This window comes from Duncaniella muricolitica (assembly GCF_910574735.1).
Taxonomy (GTDB): Bacteria; Bacteroidota; Bacteroidia; order Bacteroidales; family Muribaculaceae; genus Duncaniella; species Duncaniella muricolitica.
This window is the reverse complement of sequence record NZ_CAJTCF010000078.1, coordinates 1-18,758: the sequence shown is the minus strand read 5'-3', so window position 1 is coordinate 18,758 and position 18,758 is coordinate 1. Positions and strand designations below refer to the sequence as shown.

The following is an 18,758-nucleotide window of genomic DNA, read 5'->3' as shown; positions in this document are numbered from 1 at the left end:
TAATATAACATAGTTAAACTTTGTTATTTGGTTGTTAACAACTGTTTGTTGGGGTGATTTTACCCCAATATGTTATTTGGAACACTTATCTAACCTCTTGCCAAAGAGGTATTTGTTATGCGACCATTACGGACGCACTCTCGCCGTTGTATGAGAGTGCGCCATACAGACTGCTGCCTACTGAGATTTTTGCGACCATTGGTTGCGCATATCCTCAGTAAGTGCAAGTACTTTGGCGGTGACAGCCGCCAGTTCCTTCGTTTCCTTTTCAAGACGGTAGAGCAACGTCATTGCCTTTTTCTCGGAGAATCCTGCTTTGAGTTCCCTCACCACGATGTTGTAGTTGACGCCGATGTTACGGTATTCGGCAAACAGAGCTGAAAGTTTGGTGAGATAATCGAGCATTGTCTTGTCGATTTTATGCACCTTGAAAGTCTTTCCAAAGACCAGCCCCTTGATGAAAGTAGCCTTGACGCTCTCTCCGGCAAGCTCCATCATACGGATAAGTTTGTCAAATTCGAGGTCATCGAAGCGTAGCATTACGCAGTTGTGGCAACGGTTGGCGACCGTTGGACGCCCTCCTTTGTTGAAATTTTCTGCCATAACAGAACGGGATTGAAAGTGACGCATGGCGTTTTTGTAGCCAACGGCAGGTCTATTCAAGGTAAATGCGACTTCGGAGCATTTACCCAACATTGCAAGGTCGTTTTGTGGATACCCGGTAACCCAAAACCTTTTCAGTAACTGAAAAGACACCTTGCTATGTTCTTGCTATGTTCTTGTGAACATCCGATATAATATAAGGAAGTGGATTTTGGTTGATGTATATCAGAATCCGTGTTTTTCATTCGCTCCTGCCTGATTTTCGGCTTCGTCATGCGCTATTGCTCCTACAAAGATACGACATGGGAACCCCGAAATGCAAATTTTTGACCCTCTTGGAAGCACTTTTTTGAAAAAGCCAAGGATTTTGGTTTGGCACGTTGATACCGGAGCCGCCATAGCCATGTTCAATTATTGCGGTCAAATACGGCCATTTCCAGACCAAATGCGGACAGCCCTCCGTCACATTAGAAAATATTGGGAAATATGTATAATGATACAGTTAAAGAGATTTTCATAGTTCAATACCTATGTTAATAAAAATACCGATGTCGTGAGATATATACTTTGTACTATCTCAATGTATCAATAGAAATATTATTCTAATTATCTGCATAGAGATTAGTATGTGTATTTATTGTCATAGATAGAATGATGTTTCTATTTATCCCTAATACTATCGTTCTATCGTAGTATCTATTTATGTTTATTTGGTGTAGTAGATGTATCGCTATTTCTATCTATATTCAGTTCTATCTATATAGAAATATATTTCTCTTAATATTTAGGATATAGGTCTATATGTCTATAAGGACATAGGGACTTATGGACGTTGGAAGTTGTGTGAGGAGTCACCATGCTTTAACCGCACCTGAACATAATGATTGACTTCAAGAGTATGTGGCCAAATGCGGCCATTTCTATACTTTGTGCGTCCAAGGGTCTTGAAAATTTGGAAATCGCTGAGCTGTTGTTGTAATTTTGCATCGCATTCCAGCTGACGAAAACTCCTGTGCGTTCAAGTTAATGGTTATAGGAACAGCGACAGCAAGACCTCTGAATCTGAAATGCACCCCCTTCTCATAAAAGATTCGGGTTAAGGATATATCACGAGTACCCGGCCAAATGCGGTCATATCTATACTTTGTGCGTCCAAGACCCTCGAAATTTTGGAAAACGCTTACCTTGTGTTGTAACTTTGCAGAGCATTCCGGTTGACAGAATCCCCTGAACGTTCAAGTTAATGGTTATAGGAACGACTCCAGCGCGATTCATGATTCTTGAAATGCGACACAATATACAATTCACACGGCCGATGCTATGGCTGTGATTGGTGCCCGCTGAGTTCAAAACAGTTACCCTATGGGACTGCACGTCAGGGCTATTTAAGCCATTTGTAAGGCTGACTTCCAATACATTTTATTATTACGCTGTGACACAGACGGTAGTGTGGAATCCAATTACCCGGATTGAATTCCCCGCTGTCGCCCAAGGCCCGTGTTGTGTCTTAACCTCTATTCAAAAATGAATGAAAGAACCCAAATTCGTCGCTTTCTCCACCCAAAAGGGAGGAGCAGGCAAAACTACCCTTACGGTCACGGTAGCGAGCTACCTGTATTACTGCAAGGGTCTGAAAGTTCTCGTTGTTGACTGCGACTATCCGCAGTACAGCATCGACGAAATGCGCAAGCGAGAGAAGATGCTTCTTGACCTGAGTCCCTCGTTCAAGAAAACATTCTCCGACACACTCGTCCGAACCAAGCTGAAACCATTCCCTGTTCTGGTATGCCCTCCGGAGGAAGCCATGTCAAAAGTCAAGGAGCTGGTTGAAAGTGGCGACGACATCGACATCGTGTTTTTCGACCTCCCCGGCACAGTGAATAACCGTGGCGTGGTAACAGTGGCCAACTGCATGGACATGATTGTCGTACCAATCTCCGCCGACAAGGTGGTATTGGAGAGTTCGCTCGCTTATGCACTCAAATTACAGGAATGGCTCACGACCGGCAAATCCCAGCTGAAGGGTGTTCACATGCTCTGGAATATGACCGATGCCCGTGAGAAAACCGACTTATACGACCGCTATGAGAAACTCTTCGATGAACTGGGTCTGCCGACCCTCAGCACAAAAGTTCCCGACACGAAGAAGTATCGCCGCGAAGGTTCGGAAACGCTTGAAAGGGCTGTTTTCAGGTCCACGATCATGCCTCCGGACAAGGCGCTGCTCAAAGGGACGAGGTTACAGGAACTTGCAGAGGAATTCCTCAAGGTTGTCAACCTGTGATGTCTGACCTATGGGTAAAGTGTATGAATCGGATATAGACCCTGATGAGTTCATCCGAGATTTTCGGGAGAGCCCCTCCCAGACGCAACCTTCCAAGAAACCTAAAGTTACATCGTCGGATAAAGATTCTCCTGTCAAACAGAAATCCAAGCCGGACAACACCCCGCAATCACATCCTCAGACAGAGGAAGAATATCTTGACTGCTTCGTGCGCAATATGGCGCACATGCGGTCAAGGAAGAAATATCAGGTTGTTGAGGTTGACCCAATTTTTATACAGAAGGTAAAGCGGATCATCTCATACGGCGATACACCTTGTTGCTCAGCCAAAGCATATATCAACAACGTACTTGCGGAGCATTTCCGAGAGTATGAAACCTATATTGAAAAAAGACAATAAATGAAAAATGTAACCCATAAACTCACTATCAAAGTCACCCCCGATTCGGTAGAAGCCGAAATGCAAGCCACAGACCCGGAACAGGCTGCATACATAGAAAAGTATCTCTCCGGCTCAAATGATTTCGCCACGAGGCGCACCTACATCCAGCCACAGTTGCACGATACTCTTACCAAGATGGTGAAAGTCCTTGCTCCTCATGGTGCAACTATCGGCAGCTATCTGTCAGCAATCGTCCTCGACCATTTCGCAAAGAACGCAGACCTGATGAAGCGAATCTTTGAAGACAGCCGTGAGGACTTATTTACATGACAGTATTTGTAGTGCTGGCACTTTTGGCAAGCAATATCTTTCTTGCCAAAATGCTCCTATCAAAGGATAAAGAGAAAGCAGACAGTCCCTCAACAGACGCTGCGTCTGATAATACACCAGACCCGCCTAAAAATAATAATGAAGGTGTATCTGATGCTTCGGTCGAAAATCCCATTGAGGAGAAAATAGCCTCCGTTGTCGGAGAAAGCAAATATGACCCCGACACATATAAGCAGATTGTCAAAGAGATTGTGAAAGAGGTCGTTCCTCTTATCATAGAGGAATATGGCAACTTTGCAGATGCCGGATTCCCGGAATTAGAGGACAAGAAATCTTCAATAGTTGTACCCAATGACAAACTTGATGAAGTATTCTCCAACACAACAGTAGCGGAATTGACCGGTGAGGCTCCCGAACCTACTGAACCATGCGCCGACGGCTTGGACTTCAACGATATGACCACGACAATGAATGTGTTGAAAGAGACGTCTAACAACCCGGAGGATATGGAGGTAGCACAGGAAACTCTCCGTAAACTTGACGGTACAGTCATAAAGGAAAAACTTTCACTTGACCCGGCAATTCAGAAAAAGATTCTCCTTATCGAATTACATCTGCCCAAGCAAACGAAAGAGGAAACGGAGGATACTATTCCAGAACATGACCAGAATGACTCCGCTCAATCCCCTGAATCGCAGCCGGACAAACCTAAAAGAGTCCTTTTCCACGCTGACATCGACACCTCGGAAATTGATGAAATTGATTTCAATGTCTATCATTGACACTTGGCCGCAAGGCAAACCTATCTATAATATAATTCATGTCTAATTTTTTCAAGAAATTCTATGAAAGAACCGTAGCGTTTATGAACGCACCCCATCGCCGCCGTCCCATTGCCGCAATGCTTCTTCTGACGGCTGCAATCCAGATGTTCGCCGCCGGTAACGGTCTGAGTGGCATCAATGAAGCCACTTCAATGGTCACCTCCTATTTTGACCCAGGGACGAAATTGGTGTACGCAATCGGTGCCGTGGTCGGACTCATCGGCGGCATCAAGGTTTACTCCAAATGGTCGAGTGGCGACCCCGACACGAGCAAGACTGCCGCCTCATGGTTCGGTGCCTGTATCTTCCTGATTGTAGCAGCCACAATCCTCCGATCATTTTTCCTCTGATGTCCGAGTATTCAATCAACAAGGGCATTGGTCGGTCGGTTGAGTACAAAGGCTTGAAAGCGCAATACCTGTTCATCTTCGCAGGAGGATTGCTTGCCATTTTCGTGGTATTCGTCATCATGTATATCGCCGGAATCTCCCAATGGGTCTGCATAGGCTTCGGTGCGACAGGTGCGTCCTTTCTTGTCTGGCTCACATTCCATATCAATGCCAAATACGGCCAGTACGGTCTGATGAAACTGACCTCGGTCAAGTATCGACCACGATATATCATCAACCGTCTGCGCATAACACGATTGATAAAACATAAGAATAAATGAGGAATATACTGAAAGCTACAACACTGGAGTCAAAGCTGCCGCTGCTGGCGGTCGAGCATGGCTGCATCATCTCAAAGGACGCGGATGTCACCGTGGCCTTTGAGGTGAGCCTACCGGAACTATTCACTGTCACCTCCGCTGAATATGAAGCGATGCACTCCGCTTGGTGCAAGGCAATCAAGGTGTTGCCCCATTACACTGTCGTACATAAGCAGGACTGGTTTGTCAGTGAAAAGTATAAGCCGGAACTTCAAAAAGAGGATTTGTCATTTCTTGACCGTTCATTTGAACGCCACTTCAATGAGCGTCCATATCTCGCCCACAAATGCTACCTCTTCCTGACGAAGACTACAAAGGAGCGTATGCGCCAGCAGTCAAACTTCTCAACCCTCTGTCGTGGACGTATAATGCCAAAGGATTTGAATCACGAAATGGTTGTGAAATTTATGGAAAGCGTTGAGCAATTCGAGCGAATTATGAATGACACCGGCTATATCAAACTCCATAGACTGAGTGATGAAGACCTTATCGGCACTGAATCAACCTCCGGACTGATTGAGAAATATATGTCGCTGTCAATGGACGACGTCACTTGCTTGGAGGACATTGACCTGTCGGCAAAGGAGATGAGAATCGGCGACAAGATGCTCTGCCTCCATACTCTTTCAGACACTGAGGATTTGCCCGCAAAGGTCAGCACAGACAACCGATATGAGCGGTTATCAACTGACCGAAGCGACTGCCGGCTTTCTTTCGCTTCTCCCGTAGGGTTGCTGTTGCCTTGCAACCATATCTACAACCAGTATCTACTGATTGATAATCCTGACGAGAATCTGACGCGGTTTGAAAAGACGGCACGCAATATGAACTCCCTGTCGAAGTACAGCCGAAGCAACGCCATCAACAAGGAGTGGATTGACCAATATCTCAATGAAGCCCACAGTTACGGACTGATTTCCGTGCGCTGCCATTGCAATATAATGGCTTGGAGCGATGATGCCGAGGAATTGAGGCGGGTCAAGAATGATGTTGGCGGTCAGCTGGCGACAATGGGTTGTATGCCACGGCACAACACCATCGACTGCCCGACACTGTTCTGGGCAGCGATGCCCGGCAATGAGGCCGACTTCCCTGCGGAGGAATCTTTTTACACGTTCATTGAACCTGCGGTTTGCTTCTTCACTGCCGAAACCAACTACCGCTCATCGTTATCCCCATTCGGAATAAAGATGGTTGACAGACTCACGGGCAAACCTATCCACTTGGATATTTCCGATGAACCGATGAAGCGAGGCATAACCACCAACCGCAACAAATTCATCCTCGGCCCGTCAGGTAGTGGGAAGTCGTTCTTTACCAACCACTTTGTCAGGCAATATTATGAACAGGGCGCGCATATACTTCTGATTGATACGGGTAATTCCTACGAAGGTCTGAGCAACCTGATACGAAACAGGACTCACGGTGAAGATGGCGTATATTTCACATATACGGAGGATAACCCCATATCTTTCAACCCGTTCTACACCGACGACGGAGTGTTTGATGTGGAGAAGAAAGACTCAATCAAAACACTGCTGCTGACGCTTTGGAAATCGGAGGATGACAGAGTGACAAAGACTGAATCCGGCGAGCTTGGCTCGGCATTGTCAATGTTCCTCGATAAGATGGCAAAAGACCGCGACATTGTCCCATGTTTCAACTCATTCTATGAGTTCATGCGTGATGACTACCGTGCGGAAATGGCTAATCGCCCGATACCCATCTACAAACAGGACTTTGACATTGACAATTTCCTGACCACTCTGCGCCAATACTACCACGGTGGCCGCTTCGACTTCCTGCTCAACTCAAAAGCCAATATCGACCTGCTCAACAAGCGATTTGTGGTATTCGAGATTGACAGTATTAAAGAAAATCGCGAACTTTTCCCGGTTGTTACAATCATCATCATGGAGGCTTTCATCAACAAGATGCGCCGGTTGAAAGGCATCCGCAAAGTCCTAATCTGCGAGGAGGCTTGGAAGGCTCTATCCTCGGCAAATATGGCTGAGTACATGAAGTACCTCTACAAGACTGTCCGCAAATATTTTGGTGAGGCTGTGGTTGTTACGCAAGAAGTCGATGACATTATATCGTCACCTATTGTGAAAGAAACCATCATCAACAACTCCGACTGCAAGATACTTCTCGACCAACGCAAGTACATGAACCGCTTCGACCAGATACAGGAGCTGTTAGGTCTGACGGATAAGGAGAAAGCCCAAATACTGAGTATCAACATGGCGAACAATCCCAACCGCCTTTATAAAGAGGTGTGGATTGGACTTGGAGGAACGCAGTCAGCCGTCTATGCCACTGAGGTGAGCAAAGAGGAATATCTCTGCTATACCACTGAGGAAACGGAGAAAATAAAGGTTTGGGAAATGGCACAGAAACTCGGCGGCGATACCGAAGCCGCCATAAAACGATTAGCTAACGAATAACGAATGTTTACAGAACTTTTAGAATTATTTGAACCACTTTTTCCCATACTCGCCACTTCAATTCTTTTTATAGGTGGCGTAGCATTGGCAATTTACGGCCTTGTGCTTGTTTGCAAAGGTCTGAAACTCCTCTTTAAGAAAACCATAAGCAATATGTCACTCTGTGCCGATTGCATTAAAAATTGGATTGACTCCGGCTTTGAACGCCTTGAAAATACAATCAAGTCGGCAATAAAGAGTGCGAATCGTAGCCAGACAGAGGATATTTTGAAACTCGTTCAGCCAATGGTTGAAAAGATGGTTGAGGAGAATATTAAGGAACAATTCTCCCCATGCGATGTTCCGATGGCAATCATCGACAAAATATCCGAGTTGCAGGGATTATGGGAGGATGATTCGCACACAATCCTTGCGACCATTTATAGAGACGGTGGCACATACATTATGAGTCTGGACGGTATTGAAGACCATTATCTTGTCGGGAAGTATTTATTGAGCGAGGAATCGGAAAACAACCGCTTTTACGCCAATGGCTGCTTCGGCTTCACATTCCATTTTGATGAGGATAACAATGCTATCTTCATACCTCGACTTGGCGTCTGGCTGAAACGGGAAACACACAACGGAATCTTTGACAATGGGGCTTTTACGAGTGTTGAGAAACTTTCTCTTGATGATGATACCCGTGAAAGAATAAAAGTCATTTTATCAGACAGAAACGAATGAAAAATATCAAGATTATTATTTCACTGTTTGCTATCTGCATCCTTTTCAGTGCAAACAAGGCAAACGCCCAATGGACGGTCATTGACCCTTCCAACATCGCCCAAAGCATCGTAAACAACTCCAAATCACTCGTTCAAGAGTCGCAGACGGCGACCCACATGGTGAAAAATTTTCAAGAAACCGTGAAAATTTATCAGCAGGCAAAGAAATATTACGACGCTCTCCAGTCAGTCAACAATCTCGTCCGCGATGCCAGAAAGGTGCAGCAGACAATCCTCATGCTCGGCAATATATCCGGCTACTACGTCAATAACTTCCAGAAGATGCTCACGGATCCAAACTTCACTTCCTCGGAACTGTCTGCAATAGCCTCCGGTTATACCCGAATCTTGGAAGAAGCCAATGGTGTCCTTGGGGATTTGAAACAGGTGGTCAACATTACCACTCTCTCAATGACCGACAAAGACCGTATGGATGTGGTGGATAACTGTTACAAGGAGATGAAGCGGTTGAAGAATCTGACCGCCTATTACACCAATAAGAACATCAGCGTCTCTTATCTGAGGGCGAAAAAGAAAGCCGACACACAAAGGGTTGTAAACCTCTACGGCGACGGCAGTGAAAAATACTGGTAACCATGCTGTGTGCGATAGATTTCAGCAACCTTCACACAATCCTCCGCTCGCTCTATGATGAGATGATGCCACTATGTTCGGATATGGCGGGCGTGGCACAGGCAATCGCCGGATTAGGTGCATTGTTCTATGTCGCCTACCGTATTTGGCAATCACTGGCGAGAGCAGAACCTATTGATGTGTTCCCGCTTCTTCGGCCCTTTGTTATCGGCTTCTGCATAATGTTTTTTCCGTCGGTTGTACTTGGGACAATCAATGCGGTGATGTCGCCAATCGTTCAAGGAACAGCCTCGATGCTGGAGGGGCAAACCCTCGATATGCAAAAGTACCGTGAAGAAAAAGACCGGTTGGAATATGAGCAGATGATGAATGACCCGTCAACCGCCTACCTCGTTGATGATGCTGAGTTTGACCGTCAGATTGATGAGTTGGGCGTGACTGAAATAGGGACAGCCGCAGGAATGTATATCGAGCGAGGAATGTATAAGGTCAAGAAAGCCATTCAGAACTTTTTCAGGGAATTACTTGAAATGCTGTTTCAGGCAGCCTCCCTTACGATAGACACAATAAGGACATTCTTCCTGATTGTGTTGGCAATCCTCGGCCCGATAGCGTTTGCCCTCTCGGTATGGGACGGCTTCCAGTCAACACTGACCATGTGGATCCAGCGATATATTCAGACTTATCTATGGCTTCCGGTCGCGGATTTGTTCAGTACAATTCTTGCCAAAATCCAAGTTTTGATGCTTCAAAACGACATTTCAGAACTGACTAATAACCCCAATGCAGACCTCGACGGGACAAATACCGCGTATGTTATCTTTATGATTATCGGTATTATAGGCTACTTCACAATACCCACTGTGGCGGGGTGGATTATCCAAGCCGGAGGTGCCGGAAACTACAATCGAGCTGTCAACAATACAGCGATGCAAGCAGGGTCCATGGCCGGAAGTGTCGGCGGTGCAGTTGCAGGCAACGTGGCCGGCAGAGCCGGAAAACTATTAAAATGACATTCAAACACCGATTAAATGGAGTTCAAATCACTTAAAAACATAGAGTCATCTTTCCGTCAGATAAGGCTTTTCGGAATTGTATTTGTGGCTATGTGTGCGGTGGTTGTCTCGGTGGCTCTGGTTATGGTTTTCAAGTTTGCTGAGAAGCAGCGTGAGAAGATTTATGTCCTTGACAATGGCAAGTCTTTGATGCTTGCCTTGTCGCAGGACATGAGCCAGAACCGTCCGGCAGAGGCACGGGAGCATGTAAGACGTTTCCATGAATTGTTTTTCACTCTCTCGCCGGACAAATCGGCCATCGAACACAATATCAACCGCGCATTGATTCTCTCAGATAATAGCGCATACAATTACTACTCTGACTTCTCTGAAAAAGGTTACTATAACCGAATCATCTCAGGCAACATCAACCAGATATGTCAGGTGGACAGCGTTGTATGCAACTTCACCAACTATCCATACACGGCGGTTACTTATGCGAAGCAGAAAATCATTCGTCAGAGCAACGTGACTGAGCGCAGTCTTATAACAACCTGCAAGCTGACCAATTCGTCAAGATCAGATGACAATCCTAACGGCTTTATAATCGAGGGTTTCAATATCCTTGAAAATAAAGATATTTCCACAATCAAACGATAAGTGAGAGTTTTATCAAAAGTACGCGACACCATATATAATAAGGTGTGGCACACTCCCAAAGGGAAATTGAGAAATTTCCTTATATGCAAATGTGATAATATACCGCAGAAACGACGGTTGACAATCGTGGGTATATTCTTCGGATTGTTTGTCCTCATCGCATTTCTATTGTTCGGCAATGCCTGTTACCACATAGGACTGGGGCAAGCCCGTCAGCACATTGATGAGATAAAGCATATAAAGGCAGTGGAGTTACCAGCTTCAACTGAAAAACAGTCACTACCAACATTTGATGACATTTGAAGAACTGAAAACGAAAGTCAATGGCTGGTTTCAGCCGAAAAATGAGGCTGAGAGAGCCAAACTTAAAAAGTATGCCATTGTATTTCCCGCGATGTTCCTGACATTCATAGTTGCCCTTTGGTTAATTTTCGGCAGTGGATTCTCGTCAGACATGACCGACACAAGCAACGCCAATATGGAGCTGCCGGATGGTGACAATGCCGAAATTGAAGGGAACAAACTCAAAGCAATGGAGGCTAAGGCACTTGAAGATGAAAAGCACCGACAGGATAGCGTAGTCCAGACATTCACTGAAATGGCGGATACGATGCCGACAAATATTTCAGAAGAGCCGACTGCAATAGAGTCATCGGCACAGGCATACCAGTCAGTCCAAGCGTCACTTGAAGATTTTTATATTCCCGAAGACCAGTCTGCGGCACAGGTCGCAGAACTTCAAGCGAGGATTGATGAACTGGAAATGCAGAATGCCTACGCCCAGCAGCAGACTCAGCAGCCCAATGAAGTGGAGCTGATGGAGAAGTCTTATCAGTTGGCGGCGCAGTATCTCGGCACTGGAAATGGTAGCCAACAGGCGATCATTGTCGATGAGCCGGTGAAGGAGCGTAAAGTTATGCCCGTGAATCAGGTCAACCGCAATGTGGTTTCCTCTCTCAATGCGGCAACATCTGAACGATCATTCTCTACTGTTGTCGGCGGCAAGCGTCAAAATTTCAAAAATACCATTTCAGCTTGTATAGCCTCTGACCAGTCGGTAATTGACGGTCAGAGCGTGAAACTTCGTACTCTTGAACCGATGTGGATTGGGAACTCTCTGTTGCCAAAGAATACAACCGTTGTCGGCTCGGCACGATTGCAAGGTGAACGCCTTGAAATCACGATTGAGAGCATTGAGGCATTAGGCTGTATAATGGAAGTTGACCTCGCTGTATATGACTCAGACGGTCAAGAGGGTATCAACATTCCCAATTCTATGGAGTCTGACGCACTGAAAGAAATCGGAGCCAATATGGGTAGTACCGTCGGCAGCTCAATCAACATATCCACCAATGCCGGAGCGCAAATTGTCTCCGATGTGGGTCGAGGCTTACTCAACGGCGTAGGTCAATATCTTACCAAGAAAGTCCGTCAGGTGAAAGTGCATCTGAAATCCGGATATAAAGTGATGCTCAAGCAGGTTGAGCAATAATCAACAAAACACACCAACAACGAATGAAAACAATCACAAAACTCTTTGTTGTGGCAGTGGCACTCTTCGGAGCAGCCACCGCTGTCAACGCCAAAACAGTTAAAAATACCGATAACAACGTGTCGTCTGACACTGAAACGGTCGCCGAACACGATATGAACGTGTACGGCGCAAACTACACCGACGGCGACAAATTTGACGGTCTTACCCGAAAAGTCGGCTTTGACCGCATGATACCGCCTCACGCACTGGAAGTTGCGTATGAGAAAACGACGCACATCATCTTCCCGGCAGAAATCACTTATGTGGACTTGGGCAATGAGAACCTCGTTGCCGGACTCGCTGACGGTGCAAAGAATGTGTTGCGTGTAAAATCGGCTTTCAAGTCGTTCAAGCAGGAAACCAATCTTTCGGTTATCACCGAAGATGGCAGCTATTACACGTTTAATGTAAAATTTGCCAAAGAGCCGCTGTTGCTCAGTATCGAGATGACTGATTTTCTCCATGACGGTGAGGCTGTGAACCGCCCCAACAACGCGCAGGAGATCTATCTGGAAAAACTCGGTCAGGAGTCGCCGATGCTTGTCAAACTGATTATGAAATCAATCTACAAACAGAACAAGCGCGAAATCAAACACATAGGCAGCAAGCGTTTCGGTGTCCAGTTCCTACTGAAAAGCATCTACACCAACAATGGACTTCTCTATTTCCACACCGAACTGAAGAATACCTCAAATATCGCTTTCGACATTGATTTTGTGTCGTTCAAGATTGTGGACAAGAAAGTTATCAAGAGAACCGCCATGCAGGAACAGGTGCTTGAACCGCTCCGCGCCCAGAACTATGTGACTGTTGTTCACGGCAAATCTTCTGAAAGAACCGTGTTCGCCTTGGAGAAATTCACTATCCCCGACGATAAACAGCTCGTTATCGAGGTCGCCGAAAAGGAAGGCGGCCGCCATCAGTCTTTCGTAGTGGAGAACGAGGATATTGTGAGAGCCAACGTAATCGACGAACTTTCAATCCAGTAACCAATGAGAAAAGCGATAATTCTTTTCGCTGCCATGCTTGCTCTTTTCACAGGGCAGGCAATGGCCCAGCGATGCCTCCCCGGAATGTCAGCGGTCGAGGTAAAGGCAAATATGGCAGACGGTTTTTATACCGGCAACTCCCGCAACTGCGGCTATTCTTTCGGTGTCTATTACTCCGTTTTCAAGGGTAACGCCAACACATGGACTTTTGGCGGCGAGTATCTCCAGACTTACAAGCCATACGGCGAAAAAGGTCGTATCCCTGTTGCGGAGTTCACGGGCGAGGTAGGCTACAATCTCCACCTGTTGAGCGACTACTCGCAGGCTTTTCACCTCTATTGTGGCGTGTCTGCCCTCGGCGGATATGAAACGGTAAACTGGGGTAAGTCGGTGCTGTCCGACGGATCCACGCTCCACAACGGCGACGCCTTTATCTATGGCGGCGCACTGACTGTTCAGGCAGACTTTTATCTATCTGATAAAATAGCCTTGACTGCCAATGTGAAAGAACGGTTTGTGTTCGGCAACTCAACGGGCCATTTCCATACTCAGTATGGTGTTGGCGTAAAATTTATAATCGAATGAGCCTATGAGATACACAAAAGATGATATACACAAAATCAGCATATACAAGCTATTGGAGGCTATAGGCATGAGACGTGTTGACCTTGTCAGTGATGACGTCGAACTCTATTATACTCCATATAGAAATGATTCGGAACCTAAATTTATTGTTGATGATTTGGCAAGAAAATGGTATGACCAAGTGACTGGCAAATCGGGGGATATAAGGGATTTGGCACGACTTATTGCAAAAGGTGCTGATAGAGATGATATTGATGGCTATATAGTCCGTAAAGCTAATGAATATGAGAAAATACAGGAACTGCGTGCAATGAGTCGCAGACTGATGGAGCCGGAAACTTTTGATGTAGATTATGACAAAATCCATCTGACTACTTTTATGAAAGCGTTGGGTCAACCCAAACCTCTGATGGCGGATGGAAACATTCTCTACTACAAAGCTCCGTATTCAAATGACGAGAATCGGACTATCGCTGTTAATACCATCACTAATTGTTGGCATGACACCAAGTCTAAGAAACAAGGGAACATATTTACTCTTGTATGGCACATGATAGGTTCATCCAATATATCGGAAATCAAACGATATATTGTTGCTGAGATGTCAGCTATGAATAAAAATCTGGCATTAAATAGGACTGAACTTGAGAAGACGGAAATCCCGAAAAAGAAACGAGGTATGCGCCTATGAACATCGACGCTATCCGACAAATCCCGTTGGTGGATTTCCTCAACCACCTCGGCTATCGGCCGACAGGACGCGACAGCAAAGGATTGTGGTTCTACTCTCCATACCGCAATGAGCGTAAGCCCTCGTTCCATGTCAACCCGCGCAAAAATTTATGGTTCGATTTTGGGAGCGGTGCAGGTGGCGACATCTTCAACCTTGCCGGAGAGTTGACAGGCGAAACAGACTTCATCAGACGGGCGGAGTTCATCGCCCAAAAGATGCAGTTGCCAGTAGAGAAACCCTACAAGCCAATGCCGTTCAAGGAAGAACCGACATTTGAGAATGTTGCTATCTCCAGACTGGAGGCTCCGGCTCTGCTTAAATACCTTGATGACCGTGGCATACCACGCGACATAGCCCAACGCTATTGTGTGCAGTGTGATTATGAATTACATGGCAAGAGGTATTACGCCATCGGCTTTGAAAATAACGCGCATGGCTATGAACTGCGTAATTCCTTTTTCAAAGGCTCTTATCCACCCAAGCATATAACTCATATAGCCAATGGCAACGCCCGGTGTAATGTCTTTGAAGGCTTCATTGACTTTCTCTCAGCGGAACGACTCGGATATAATGACGGCACTGACACAATAGTGCTTAACTCTGTCTCCAATCTGAATAAAGCCATTGCGCCACTGAGAGAATACAGTCTGGTCAGTTGCTATCTCGACAACGACAATGCCGGACGAGCCGCACTCGTCAAGCTCCAGCAGGAGTTAGGCGATAAGGTAATGGACAAGTCCGCACTTTACCCCAATCACAAGGATCTGAACGACTATCTCATGTCGCTCTATCCTAAACAGACAGCAAAATCAAAACTCAAACTCTGAAAAATGAAAACAATCCTCAATAGAATCGGCTCAGCCCGTGTCACTCCAACCCGTTTCTTCGGGTTCTTTCTCCGTTCCACTACGAAAGCGCTTTGCGGTTGCTGGGCAATCGTCTTTGCCTTCGTGTTATCCCTCACCTCCTGCGACGATGACCTCGATGTGCAACAATCATATCCCTTCACGGTGGAAGTTATGCCATACGCAGACAAAATAGCCAATGGCGAAACCGTAGAACTGCGTATGACCATCGTCCCCGAAGGTAACTACACCAACACACTCTACACAATCCGCTATTTCCAGTATGAGGGTAAAGGCTTGCTGAAACTCGTTGATGGCCCGACACTCGTCAACAATGACCGCGTCCTCCTCGAATCCAAGCAATTCCGGCTCAACTACACCGCTTACTCCTCAGAAAGTCACGAACTTCTGATAACGATTGAGGACAACTATGGGACTCGTTGGGAACAGACCTTTGAGTTCAACAACAACGACAGCGATGACAAAGGCGGATCGGAAAGTACTGTCGTGACACCAATCAATCCCGGTACACTAACACCTATTAGCCAATGAAGAAACTCCTTATACTCTTTGTGGCATTGTTCTCCCTTGTAGGAACAATGCCCGGCAACGCCGCCTCACAGCGAACTGCCCCCGCAAGGGAGCAGAAAACAAAACGAAGCATAATGGAACTGACGATCTTTGAGCGTGCAGTTCTCATAATAAAGAAGTTTGAAACTTTACATGACTCACGCCGCCACTGGCCATACTTGGGTTACGGTCATAGAAAACTTCCCGGAGAGAAATATTTTCGTGGCTACAAGATGAGTGAGCGCGAAGCCGATGCACTTCTCCGCAAAGACCTACGGAAATTCTGCGCTCTATACCGCGACATGGGAAAGGATAGTATTCTGCTTGGAGCATTAGCCTACAACATCGGCCCCGGTGCTGTAAATAAGTCTAGCGTCTATAAAATGCTCAAATCCGGCAACCGCAACATCTTCAAAGCCTACACCTCCTACTGCCACTACCGAGGCAAATGGCACAAAGGATTATACACTCGCAGACTAACGGAACTCGGAGCCCTGTTCATCCCTTAAATAAATTCCATATATAACAATCCTGACAAACTTTCAGTAATAAAGGTCTGTCAGGATTGTTTGCTGTATTACGTATCCATTAAACCAACCAATGATGCTAATTGTTGGGAAAGAAGAATTACCAATTTACAAATACTCTATGAATAGATTCTACACTATATTATTTTTGATGATGTCTTTTGTCTGTGCATTTGGGCATGACAAAGAAAGTGTTCAGGAACTGTATGAATATGGTTCATATAGTTCCTCCGATGGTCTCACCATAAATTATAGAATAATCTCTCCGGATTCTACCAATATTGTAGAATCAGAAGAAAGTAGTTATCCTCTGATTGTCTTTATGCACGGAATCGGTGAGCGTGGTAATGATAATAAGAAACAACTAGAACATGGTGGAGACCTTTTCTCAAATTCAAGTTCTCGACAGTCATACCCTGCATATGTGATTTTCCCTCAATGTCCAGATGACTATTTTTGGTCGTTGAATAAGAGCCCAAAATCTCAGAAGGACATCATGAAAAATCAAGACGAGACTCCCATTATGAAGGGGGTAATTGAGCTGGTGGAGAATTGTGCCAATACTCTGCATATCGATAAGAATAGAATTTATATAGTTGGCCTTTCTATGGGTGGACTTGCTGTATATGACGCAGCTTGGAGACACCCTGATATATTCGCCGCCGCAGTTGCCATTTGTGGTGCTGTAAATCCGGACAAACTTTCGTCCATAACAGATACATCGTTCCGTATATATCATGGAACAAATGACGATGTCATACCAATTGAAGCATCTGAAGCAGCATATAATGTTTTAAAAAAGCATGACATCGATGCTCAGCTCATTGAACTTCCCGATGTGGGACATGAATGTTGGGATAAGGCATTTGCATCCCCGGATTTTTTAAGCTGGATTTTCAGTAAATCAAAACTTCACCATGGTATAGAAATCCAGAATGCTATTGCTTTGCAACCATAAGCAATTTGGTATGTATATTCTTAAGGATAGGTCAAGGGCTTATCCTTTTTTTGTATATGCAGGTCTATTTCATTGGGTAGGTAGTGCTATATTTTTACTTTACGGCCTAAATACACATATTTTCAGGCAGTTTCTTGTTCCAGAATTTGGAATATGAAGAAATTTTTCTTAATTTTGCACCGAAAATCATGAATGATGAAATCAGGAAACTACAATCGTATTAAAGAAGTACTTGAAGAACAAGGTCGTACGCAGACATGGCTAGCCAAAAAGTTGAATATAACTTTTCGGCAGGTTAACTCTTATTGTTCTAATGCTTCTCAACCCAGTATCCCTGTTCTTTATGACATATCTATTTTGTTGCAAACGCCAGTTTTGGAATTACTTAGAGAATCGTCCGAGGAATTATTAAAAACAGATGACTTATGAAGTACGCATTAGTAACAGGTGGATCCAGAGGAATCGGCAAAGCTGTTTGCTTGAAGTTTGCACAAATGGGAGTTCCGGTTCTAATAAATTATCATTCAAATGAGACTGCCGCCCTTGATGTATTAAAGTGTGTGCAATCCATTGGAGGAACTGCATATCTTCTTCAGTTTGATGTGGCCTCTGAAAAAGATGTTAGTAGTGCAATAGAACGTTGGGAAGATGAGCATCCAGATGACTACATTGCGTACCTTGTAAATAATGCTGGAATACGAAAGGATAATCTGATGTTCATGATGCCTGAGAAAGATTGGCATGATGTTATTGATGTGACGCTTAATGGTTTCTACTATGTTACCCGTAAGCTGCTTCCCAAAATGATGATGCGCCGACATGGTGGCAGAATTATTAATATGGCGTCGTTATCCGGTTTGAAAGGAATGCCCGGGCAGACAAACTATAGTGCCGCAAAAGGTGCTTTAATCGGTGCAACCAAAGCTCTGGCGCAGGAAACGGCAAGTAGAAATGTGACAGTGAATGCCATCGCACCAGGATTTATTGAATCCGACATGACTAAGGATCTTCCGCAAGAAGAACTGAAAAAATTGGTTCCAATGAATCGTTTCGGCCGTCCGGAGGAAGTAGCAGCATTGGTTGGTTTTCTTTGTTCTGACGAGGCTGGTTACATAACTGGCGAAGTCATCAATATCAATGGAGGATTGTACAGTTAACCTCATTATCTGATTTTGCAATGAGTAGAAGAGTAGTAATCACAGGTATGGGAATTTGGTCCTGTATCGGAAAAAATAAAGAAGAAGTACAGGATTCACTATATAAAGGGAAATCTGGAATTGAGGGTGTTGCAGAACTCCTCTGATTAAAGCCTCTGAGAATTGAATATTTTAGAATAATCTGGAATTTTTCGAGATTAGTTCGTATATTCGATTCTCAGGAAGTTGAAAACCGGGCATACACTAAAAAAACAGCGAAAATCGG

The 18,758-nt window shown here is 45.1% G+C and carries 23 protein-coding genes and 1 pseudogene; 23 read left to right on the top strand and 1 reads right to left on the bottom strand.

Annotated elements, in window-relative coordinates:
• Positions 1 to 177 precede the first annotated feature (177 nt).
• Positions 178 to 603: a plasmid mobilization protein gene (locus tag QGT73_RS14350; protein ID WP_068960682.1), complete on the bottom strand. Its 426-nt coding sequence runs from the start codon at positions 601 to 603 to the stop codon at positions 178 to 180.
• Between the two features lie 1,528 nt (positions 604 to 2,131).
• Here QGT73_RS14350 and QGT73_RS14345 point away from each other — a divergent pair.
• The 23 genes and pseudogenes from QGT73_RS14345 to QGT73_RS14240 all read left to right on the top strand — a co-directional run.
• Positions 2,132 to 2,887 (top strand): ParA family protein, encoded by a 756-nt coding sequence (locus tag QGT73_RS14345; RefSeq protein ID WP_068960684.1) that lies wholly within the window; start codon positions 2,132 to 2,134, stop codon positions 2,885 to 2,887.
• A 10-nt stretch (positions 2,888 to 2,897) separates the two neighbouring features.
• A complete protein-coding gene (locus tag QGT73_RS14340; RefSeq protein WP_068960685.1) occupies positions 2,898 to 3,287 on the top strand; it encodes a DUF3408 domain-containing protein in 390 nt (129 codons plus the stop codon).
• Complete coding sequence (locus QGT73_RS14335; RefSeq protein WP_068960686.1) at positions 3,288 to 3,599, top strand: DUF3408 domain-containing protein; 312 nt, start codon at positions 3,288 to 3,290, stop codon at positions 3,597 to 3,599.
• Positions 3,596 to 4,381, top strand: coding sequence for a hypothetical protein (locus QGT73_RS14330; RefSeq protein ID WP_068960687.1), 786 nt, complete (start codon positions 3,596 to 3,598; stop codon positions 4,379 to 4,381). The genes QGT73_RS14335 and QGT73_RS14330 overlap by 4 nt, the downstream gene beginning before the upstream one ends.
• A gap of 83 nt (positions 4,382 to 4,464) precedes the next feature.
• Positions 4,465 to 4,773, top strand: coding sequence for a DUF4134 domain-containing protein (locus QGT73_RS14325; RefSeq protein ID WP_068960688.1), 309 nt, complete (start codon positions 4,465 to 4,467; stop codon positions 4,771 to 4,773).
• Entirely contained in the window at positions 4,773 to 5,093 is a 321-nt protein-coding gene (locus QGT73_RS14320; RefSeq protein ID WP_068960689.1) for a DUF4133 domain-containing protein, read from the top strand. Before QGT73_RS14325 ends, QGT73_RS14320 begins: the two co-directional genes overlap by 1 nt.
• Entirely contained in the window at positions 5,090 to 7,579 is a 2,490-nt protein-coding gene (locus tag QGT73_RS14315) for a TraG family conjugative transposon ATPase (protein WP_068960690.1), read from the top strand. Before QGT73_RS14320 ends, QGT73_RS14315 begins: the two co-directional genes overlap by 4 nt.
• A 3-nt stretch (positions 7,580 to 7,582) precedes the next feature.
• Positions 7,583 to 8,305: a hypothetical protein gene (locus QGT73_RS14310; RefSeq protein ID WP_068960691.1), complete on the top strand. Its 723-nt coding sequence runs from the start codon at positions 7,583 to 7,585 to the stop codon at positions 8,303 to 8,305.
• The gene (locus QGT73_RS14305; RefSeq protein WP_088294824.1) at positions 8,302 to 8,940 is read left to right on the top strand and encodes a DUF4141 domain-containing protein; all 639 of its coding nucleotides are present in this window, start codon (positions 8,302 to 8,304) and stop codon (positions 8,938 to 8,940) included. The genes QGT73_RS14310 and QGT73_RS14305 overlap by 4 nt, the downstream gene beginning before the upstream one ends.
• Positions 8,941 to 8,954: 14 nt before the next feature.
• Positions 8,955 to 9,953 carry a conjugative transposon protein TraJ gene (traJ, locus tag QGT73_RS14300; RefSeq protein WP_068962035.1) on the top strand — a complete coding sequence of 333 codons (999 nt, stop codon included), beginning with the start codon at positions 8,955 to 8,957 and terminating at the stop codon, positions 9,951 to 9,953.
• An 18-nt stretch (positions 9,954 to 9,971) separates the two neighbouring features.
• Complete coding sequence (gene traK / locus QGT73_RS14295) at positions 9,972 to 10,595, top strand: conjugative transposon protein TraK (RefSeq protein ID WP_068960692.1); 624 nt, start codon at positions 9,972 to 9,974, stop codon at positions 10,593 to 10,595.
• On the top strand, positions 10,596 to 10,898 hold the full coding sequence (locus QGT73_RS17550) for a TraL conjugative transposon family protein (protein WP_068960693.1): 303 nt from the start codon (positions 10,596 to 10,598) through the stop codon (positions 10,896 to 10,898). It abuts the gene before it with no gap.
• Positions 10,888 to 12,087, top strand: coding sequence for a conjugative transposon protein TraM (traM, locus tag QGT73_RS14290; RefSeq protein WP_068960694.1), 1,200 nt, complete (start codon positions 10,888 to 10,890; stop codon positions 12,085 to 12,087). Before QGT73_RS17550 ends, traM begins: the two co-directional genes overlap by 11 nt.
• Positions 12,088 to 12,242: 155 nt before the next feature.
• On the top strand, positions 12,243 to 13,118 hold the full coding sequence (gene traN / locus QGT73_RS14285) for a conjugative transposon protein TraN (RefSeq protein ID WP_449405092.1): 876 nt from the start codon (positions 12,243 to 12,245) through the stop codon (positions 13,116 to 13,118).
• A 3-nt stretch (positions 13,119 to 13,121) separates the two neighbouring features.
• Positions 13,122 to 13,703, top strand: coding sequence for a conjugal transfer protein TraO (locus QGT73_RS14280; RefSeq protein WP_068960695.1), 582 nt, complete (start codon positions 13,122 to 13,124; stop codon positions 13,701 to 13,703).
• Between the two features lie 67 nt (positions 13,704 to 13,770).
• Positions 13,771 to 14,394 carry a hypothetical protein gene (locus tag QGT73_RS14275; protein ID WP_133165738.1) on the top strand — a complete coding sequence of 208 codons (624 nt, stop codon included), beginning with the start codon at positions 13,771 to 13,773 and terminating at the stop codon, positions 14,392 to 14,394.
• Positions 14,391 to 15,263, top strand: coding sequence for a toprim domain-containing protein (locus tag QGT73_RS14270; protein ID WP_068960697.1), 873 nt, complete (start codon positions 14,391 to 14,393; stop codon positions 15,261 to 15,263). Before QGT73_RS14275 ends, QGT73_RS14270 begins: the two co-directional genes overlap by 4 nt.
• A 3-nt stretch (positions 15,264 to 15,266) precedes the next feature.
• Positions 15,267 to 15,833 carry a DUF3872 domain-containing protein gene (locus QGT73_RS14265; RefSeq protein ID WP_084274014.1) on the top strand — a complete coding sequence of 189 codons (567 nt, stop codon included), beginning with the start codon at positions 15,267 to 15,269 and terminating at the stop codon, positions 15,831 to 15,833.
• Positions 15,830 to 16,360: a glycoside hydrolase family protein gene (locus QGT73_RS14260; protein ID WP_068960698.1), complete on the top strand. Its 531-nt coding sequence runs from the start codon at positions 15,830 to 15,832 to the stop codon at positions 16,358 to 16,360. The genes QGT73_RS14265 and QGT73_RS14260 overlap by 4 nt, the downstream gene beginning before the upstream one ends.
• A 91-nt stretch (positions 16,361 to 16,451) precedes the next feature.
• Positions 16,452 to 17,336, top strand: coding sequence for a carboxylesterase family protein (locus tag QGT73_RS14255; RefSeq protein WP_084274015.1), 885 nt, complete (start codon positions 16,452 to 16,454; stop codon positions 17,334 to 17,336).
• Between the two features lie 192 nt (positions 17,337 to 17,528).
• Positions 17,529 to 17,765, top strand: a complete 237-nt coding sequence (locus QGT73_RS14250; protein WP_280122872.1) for a helix-turn-helix transcriptional regulator — start codon at positions 17,529 to 17,531, stop codon at positions 17,763 to 17,765.
• Positions 17,762 to 18,493 (top strand): flexirubin biosynthesis SDR family reductase FlxB, encoded by a 732-nt coding sequence (gene flxB / locus QGT73_RS14245; RefSeq protein WP_068960700.1) that lies wholly within the window; start codon positions 17,762 to 17,764, stop codon positions 18,491 to 18,493. The genes QGT73_RS14250 and flxB overlap by 4 nt, the downstream gene beginning before the upstream one ends.
• A gap of 20 nt (positions 18,494 to 18,513) precedes the next feature.
• Positions 18,514 to 18,615 (top strand): annotated as a pseudogene (locus tag QGT73_RS14240) (beta-ketoacyl synthase N-terminal-like domain-containing protein); the annotation flags it as partial.
• Positions 18,616 to 18,758: the final 143 nt, after the last annotated feature.

Excerpts from the sequence above, each read along its gene's own strand:
- QGT73_RS14350 (WP_068960682.1), bottom strand. The coding sequence starts at position 603 with ATGGCAGAAAATTTCAACAAAGGAGGGCGTCCAACGGTCGCCAACCGT.
- QGT73_RS14345 (WP_068960684.1), top strand. The coding sequence starts at position 2,132 with ATGAAAGAACCCAAATTCGTCGCTTTCTCCACCCAAAAGGGAGGAGCA.
- QGT73_RS14340 (WP_068960685.1), top strand. The coding sequence starts at position 2,898 with ATGGGTAAAGTGTATGAATCGGATATAGACCCTGATGAGTTCATCCGA.
- QGT73_RS14335 (WP_068960686.1), top strand. The coding sequence starts at position 3,288 with ATGAAAAATGTAACCCATAAACTCACTATCAAAGTCACCCCCGATTCG.
- QGT73_RS14330 (WP_068960687.1), top strand. The coding sequence starts at position 3,596 with ATGACAGTATTTGTAGTGCTGGCACTTTTGGCAAGCAATATCTTTCTT.
- QGT73_RS14325 (WP_068960688.1), top strand. The coding sequence starts at position 4,465 with ATGAACGCACCCCATCGCCGCCGTCCCATTGCCGCAATGCTTCTTCTG.
- QGT73_RS14320 (WP_068960689.1), top strand. The coding sequence starts at position 4,773 with ATGTCCGAGTATTCAATCAACAAGGGCATTGGTCGGTCGGTTGAGTAC.
- QGT73_RS14315 (WP_068960690.1), top strand. The coding sequence starts at position 5,090 with ATGAGGAATATACTGAAAGCTACAACACTGGAGTCAAAGCTGCCGCTG.
- QGT73_RS14310 (WP_068960691.1), top strand. The coding sequence starts at position 7,583 with ATGTTTACAGAACTTTTAGAATTATTTGAACCACTTTTTCCCATACTC.
- QGT73_RS14305 (WP_088294824.1), top strand. The coding sequence starts at position 8,302 with ATGAAAAATATCAAGATTATTATTTCACTGTTTGCTATCTGCATCCTT.
- traK (WP_068960692.1), top strand. The coding sequence starts at position 9,972 with ATGGAGTTCAAATCACTTAAAAACATAGAGTCATCTTTCCGTCAGATA.
- traM (WP_068960694.1), top strand. The coding sequence starts at position 10,888 with ATGACATTTGAAGAACTGAAAACGAAAGTCAATGGCTGGTTTCAGCCG.
- traN (WP_449405092.1), top strand. The coding sequence starts at position 12,243 with ATGAACGTGTACGGCGCAAACTACACCGACGGCGACAAATTTGACGGT.
- QGT73_RS14280 (WP_068960695.1), top strand. The coding sequence starts at position 13,122 with ATGAGAAAAGCGATAATTCTTTTCGCTGCCATGCTTGCTCTTTTCACA.
- QGT73_RS14275 (WP_133165738.1), top strand. The coding sequence starts at position 13,771 with ATGAGACGTGTTGACCTTGTCAGTGATGACGTCGAACTCTATTATACT.
- QGT73_RS14270 (WP_068960697.1), top strand. The coding sequence starts at position 14,391 with ATGAACATCGACGCTATCCGACAAATCCCGTTGGTGGATTTCCTCAAC.
- QGT73_RS14265 (WP_084274014.1), top strand. The coding sequence starts at position 15,267 with ATGAAAACAATCCTCAATAGAATCGGCTCAGCCCGTGTCACTCCAACC.
- QGT73_RS14260 (WP_068960698.1), top strand. The coding sequence starts at position 15,830 with ATGAAGAAACTCCTTATACTCTTTGTGGCATTGTTCTCCCTTGTAGGA.
- QGT73_RS14255 (WP_084274015.1), top strand. The coding sequence starts at position 16,452 with ATGATGCTAATTGTTGGGAAAGAAGAATTACCAATTTACAAATACTCT.
- QGT73_RS14250 (WP_280122872.1), top strand. The coding sequence starts at position 17,529 with ATGATGAAATCAGGAAACTACAATCGTATTAAAGAAGTACTTGAAGAA.
- flxB (WP_068960700.1), top strand. The coding sequence starts at position 17,762 with ATGAAGTACGCATTAGTAACAGGTGGATCCAGAGGAATCGGCAAAGCT.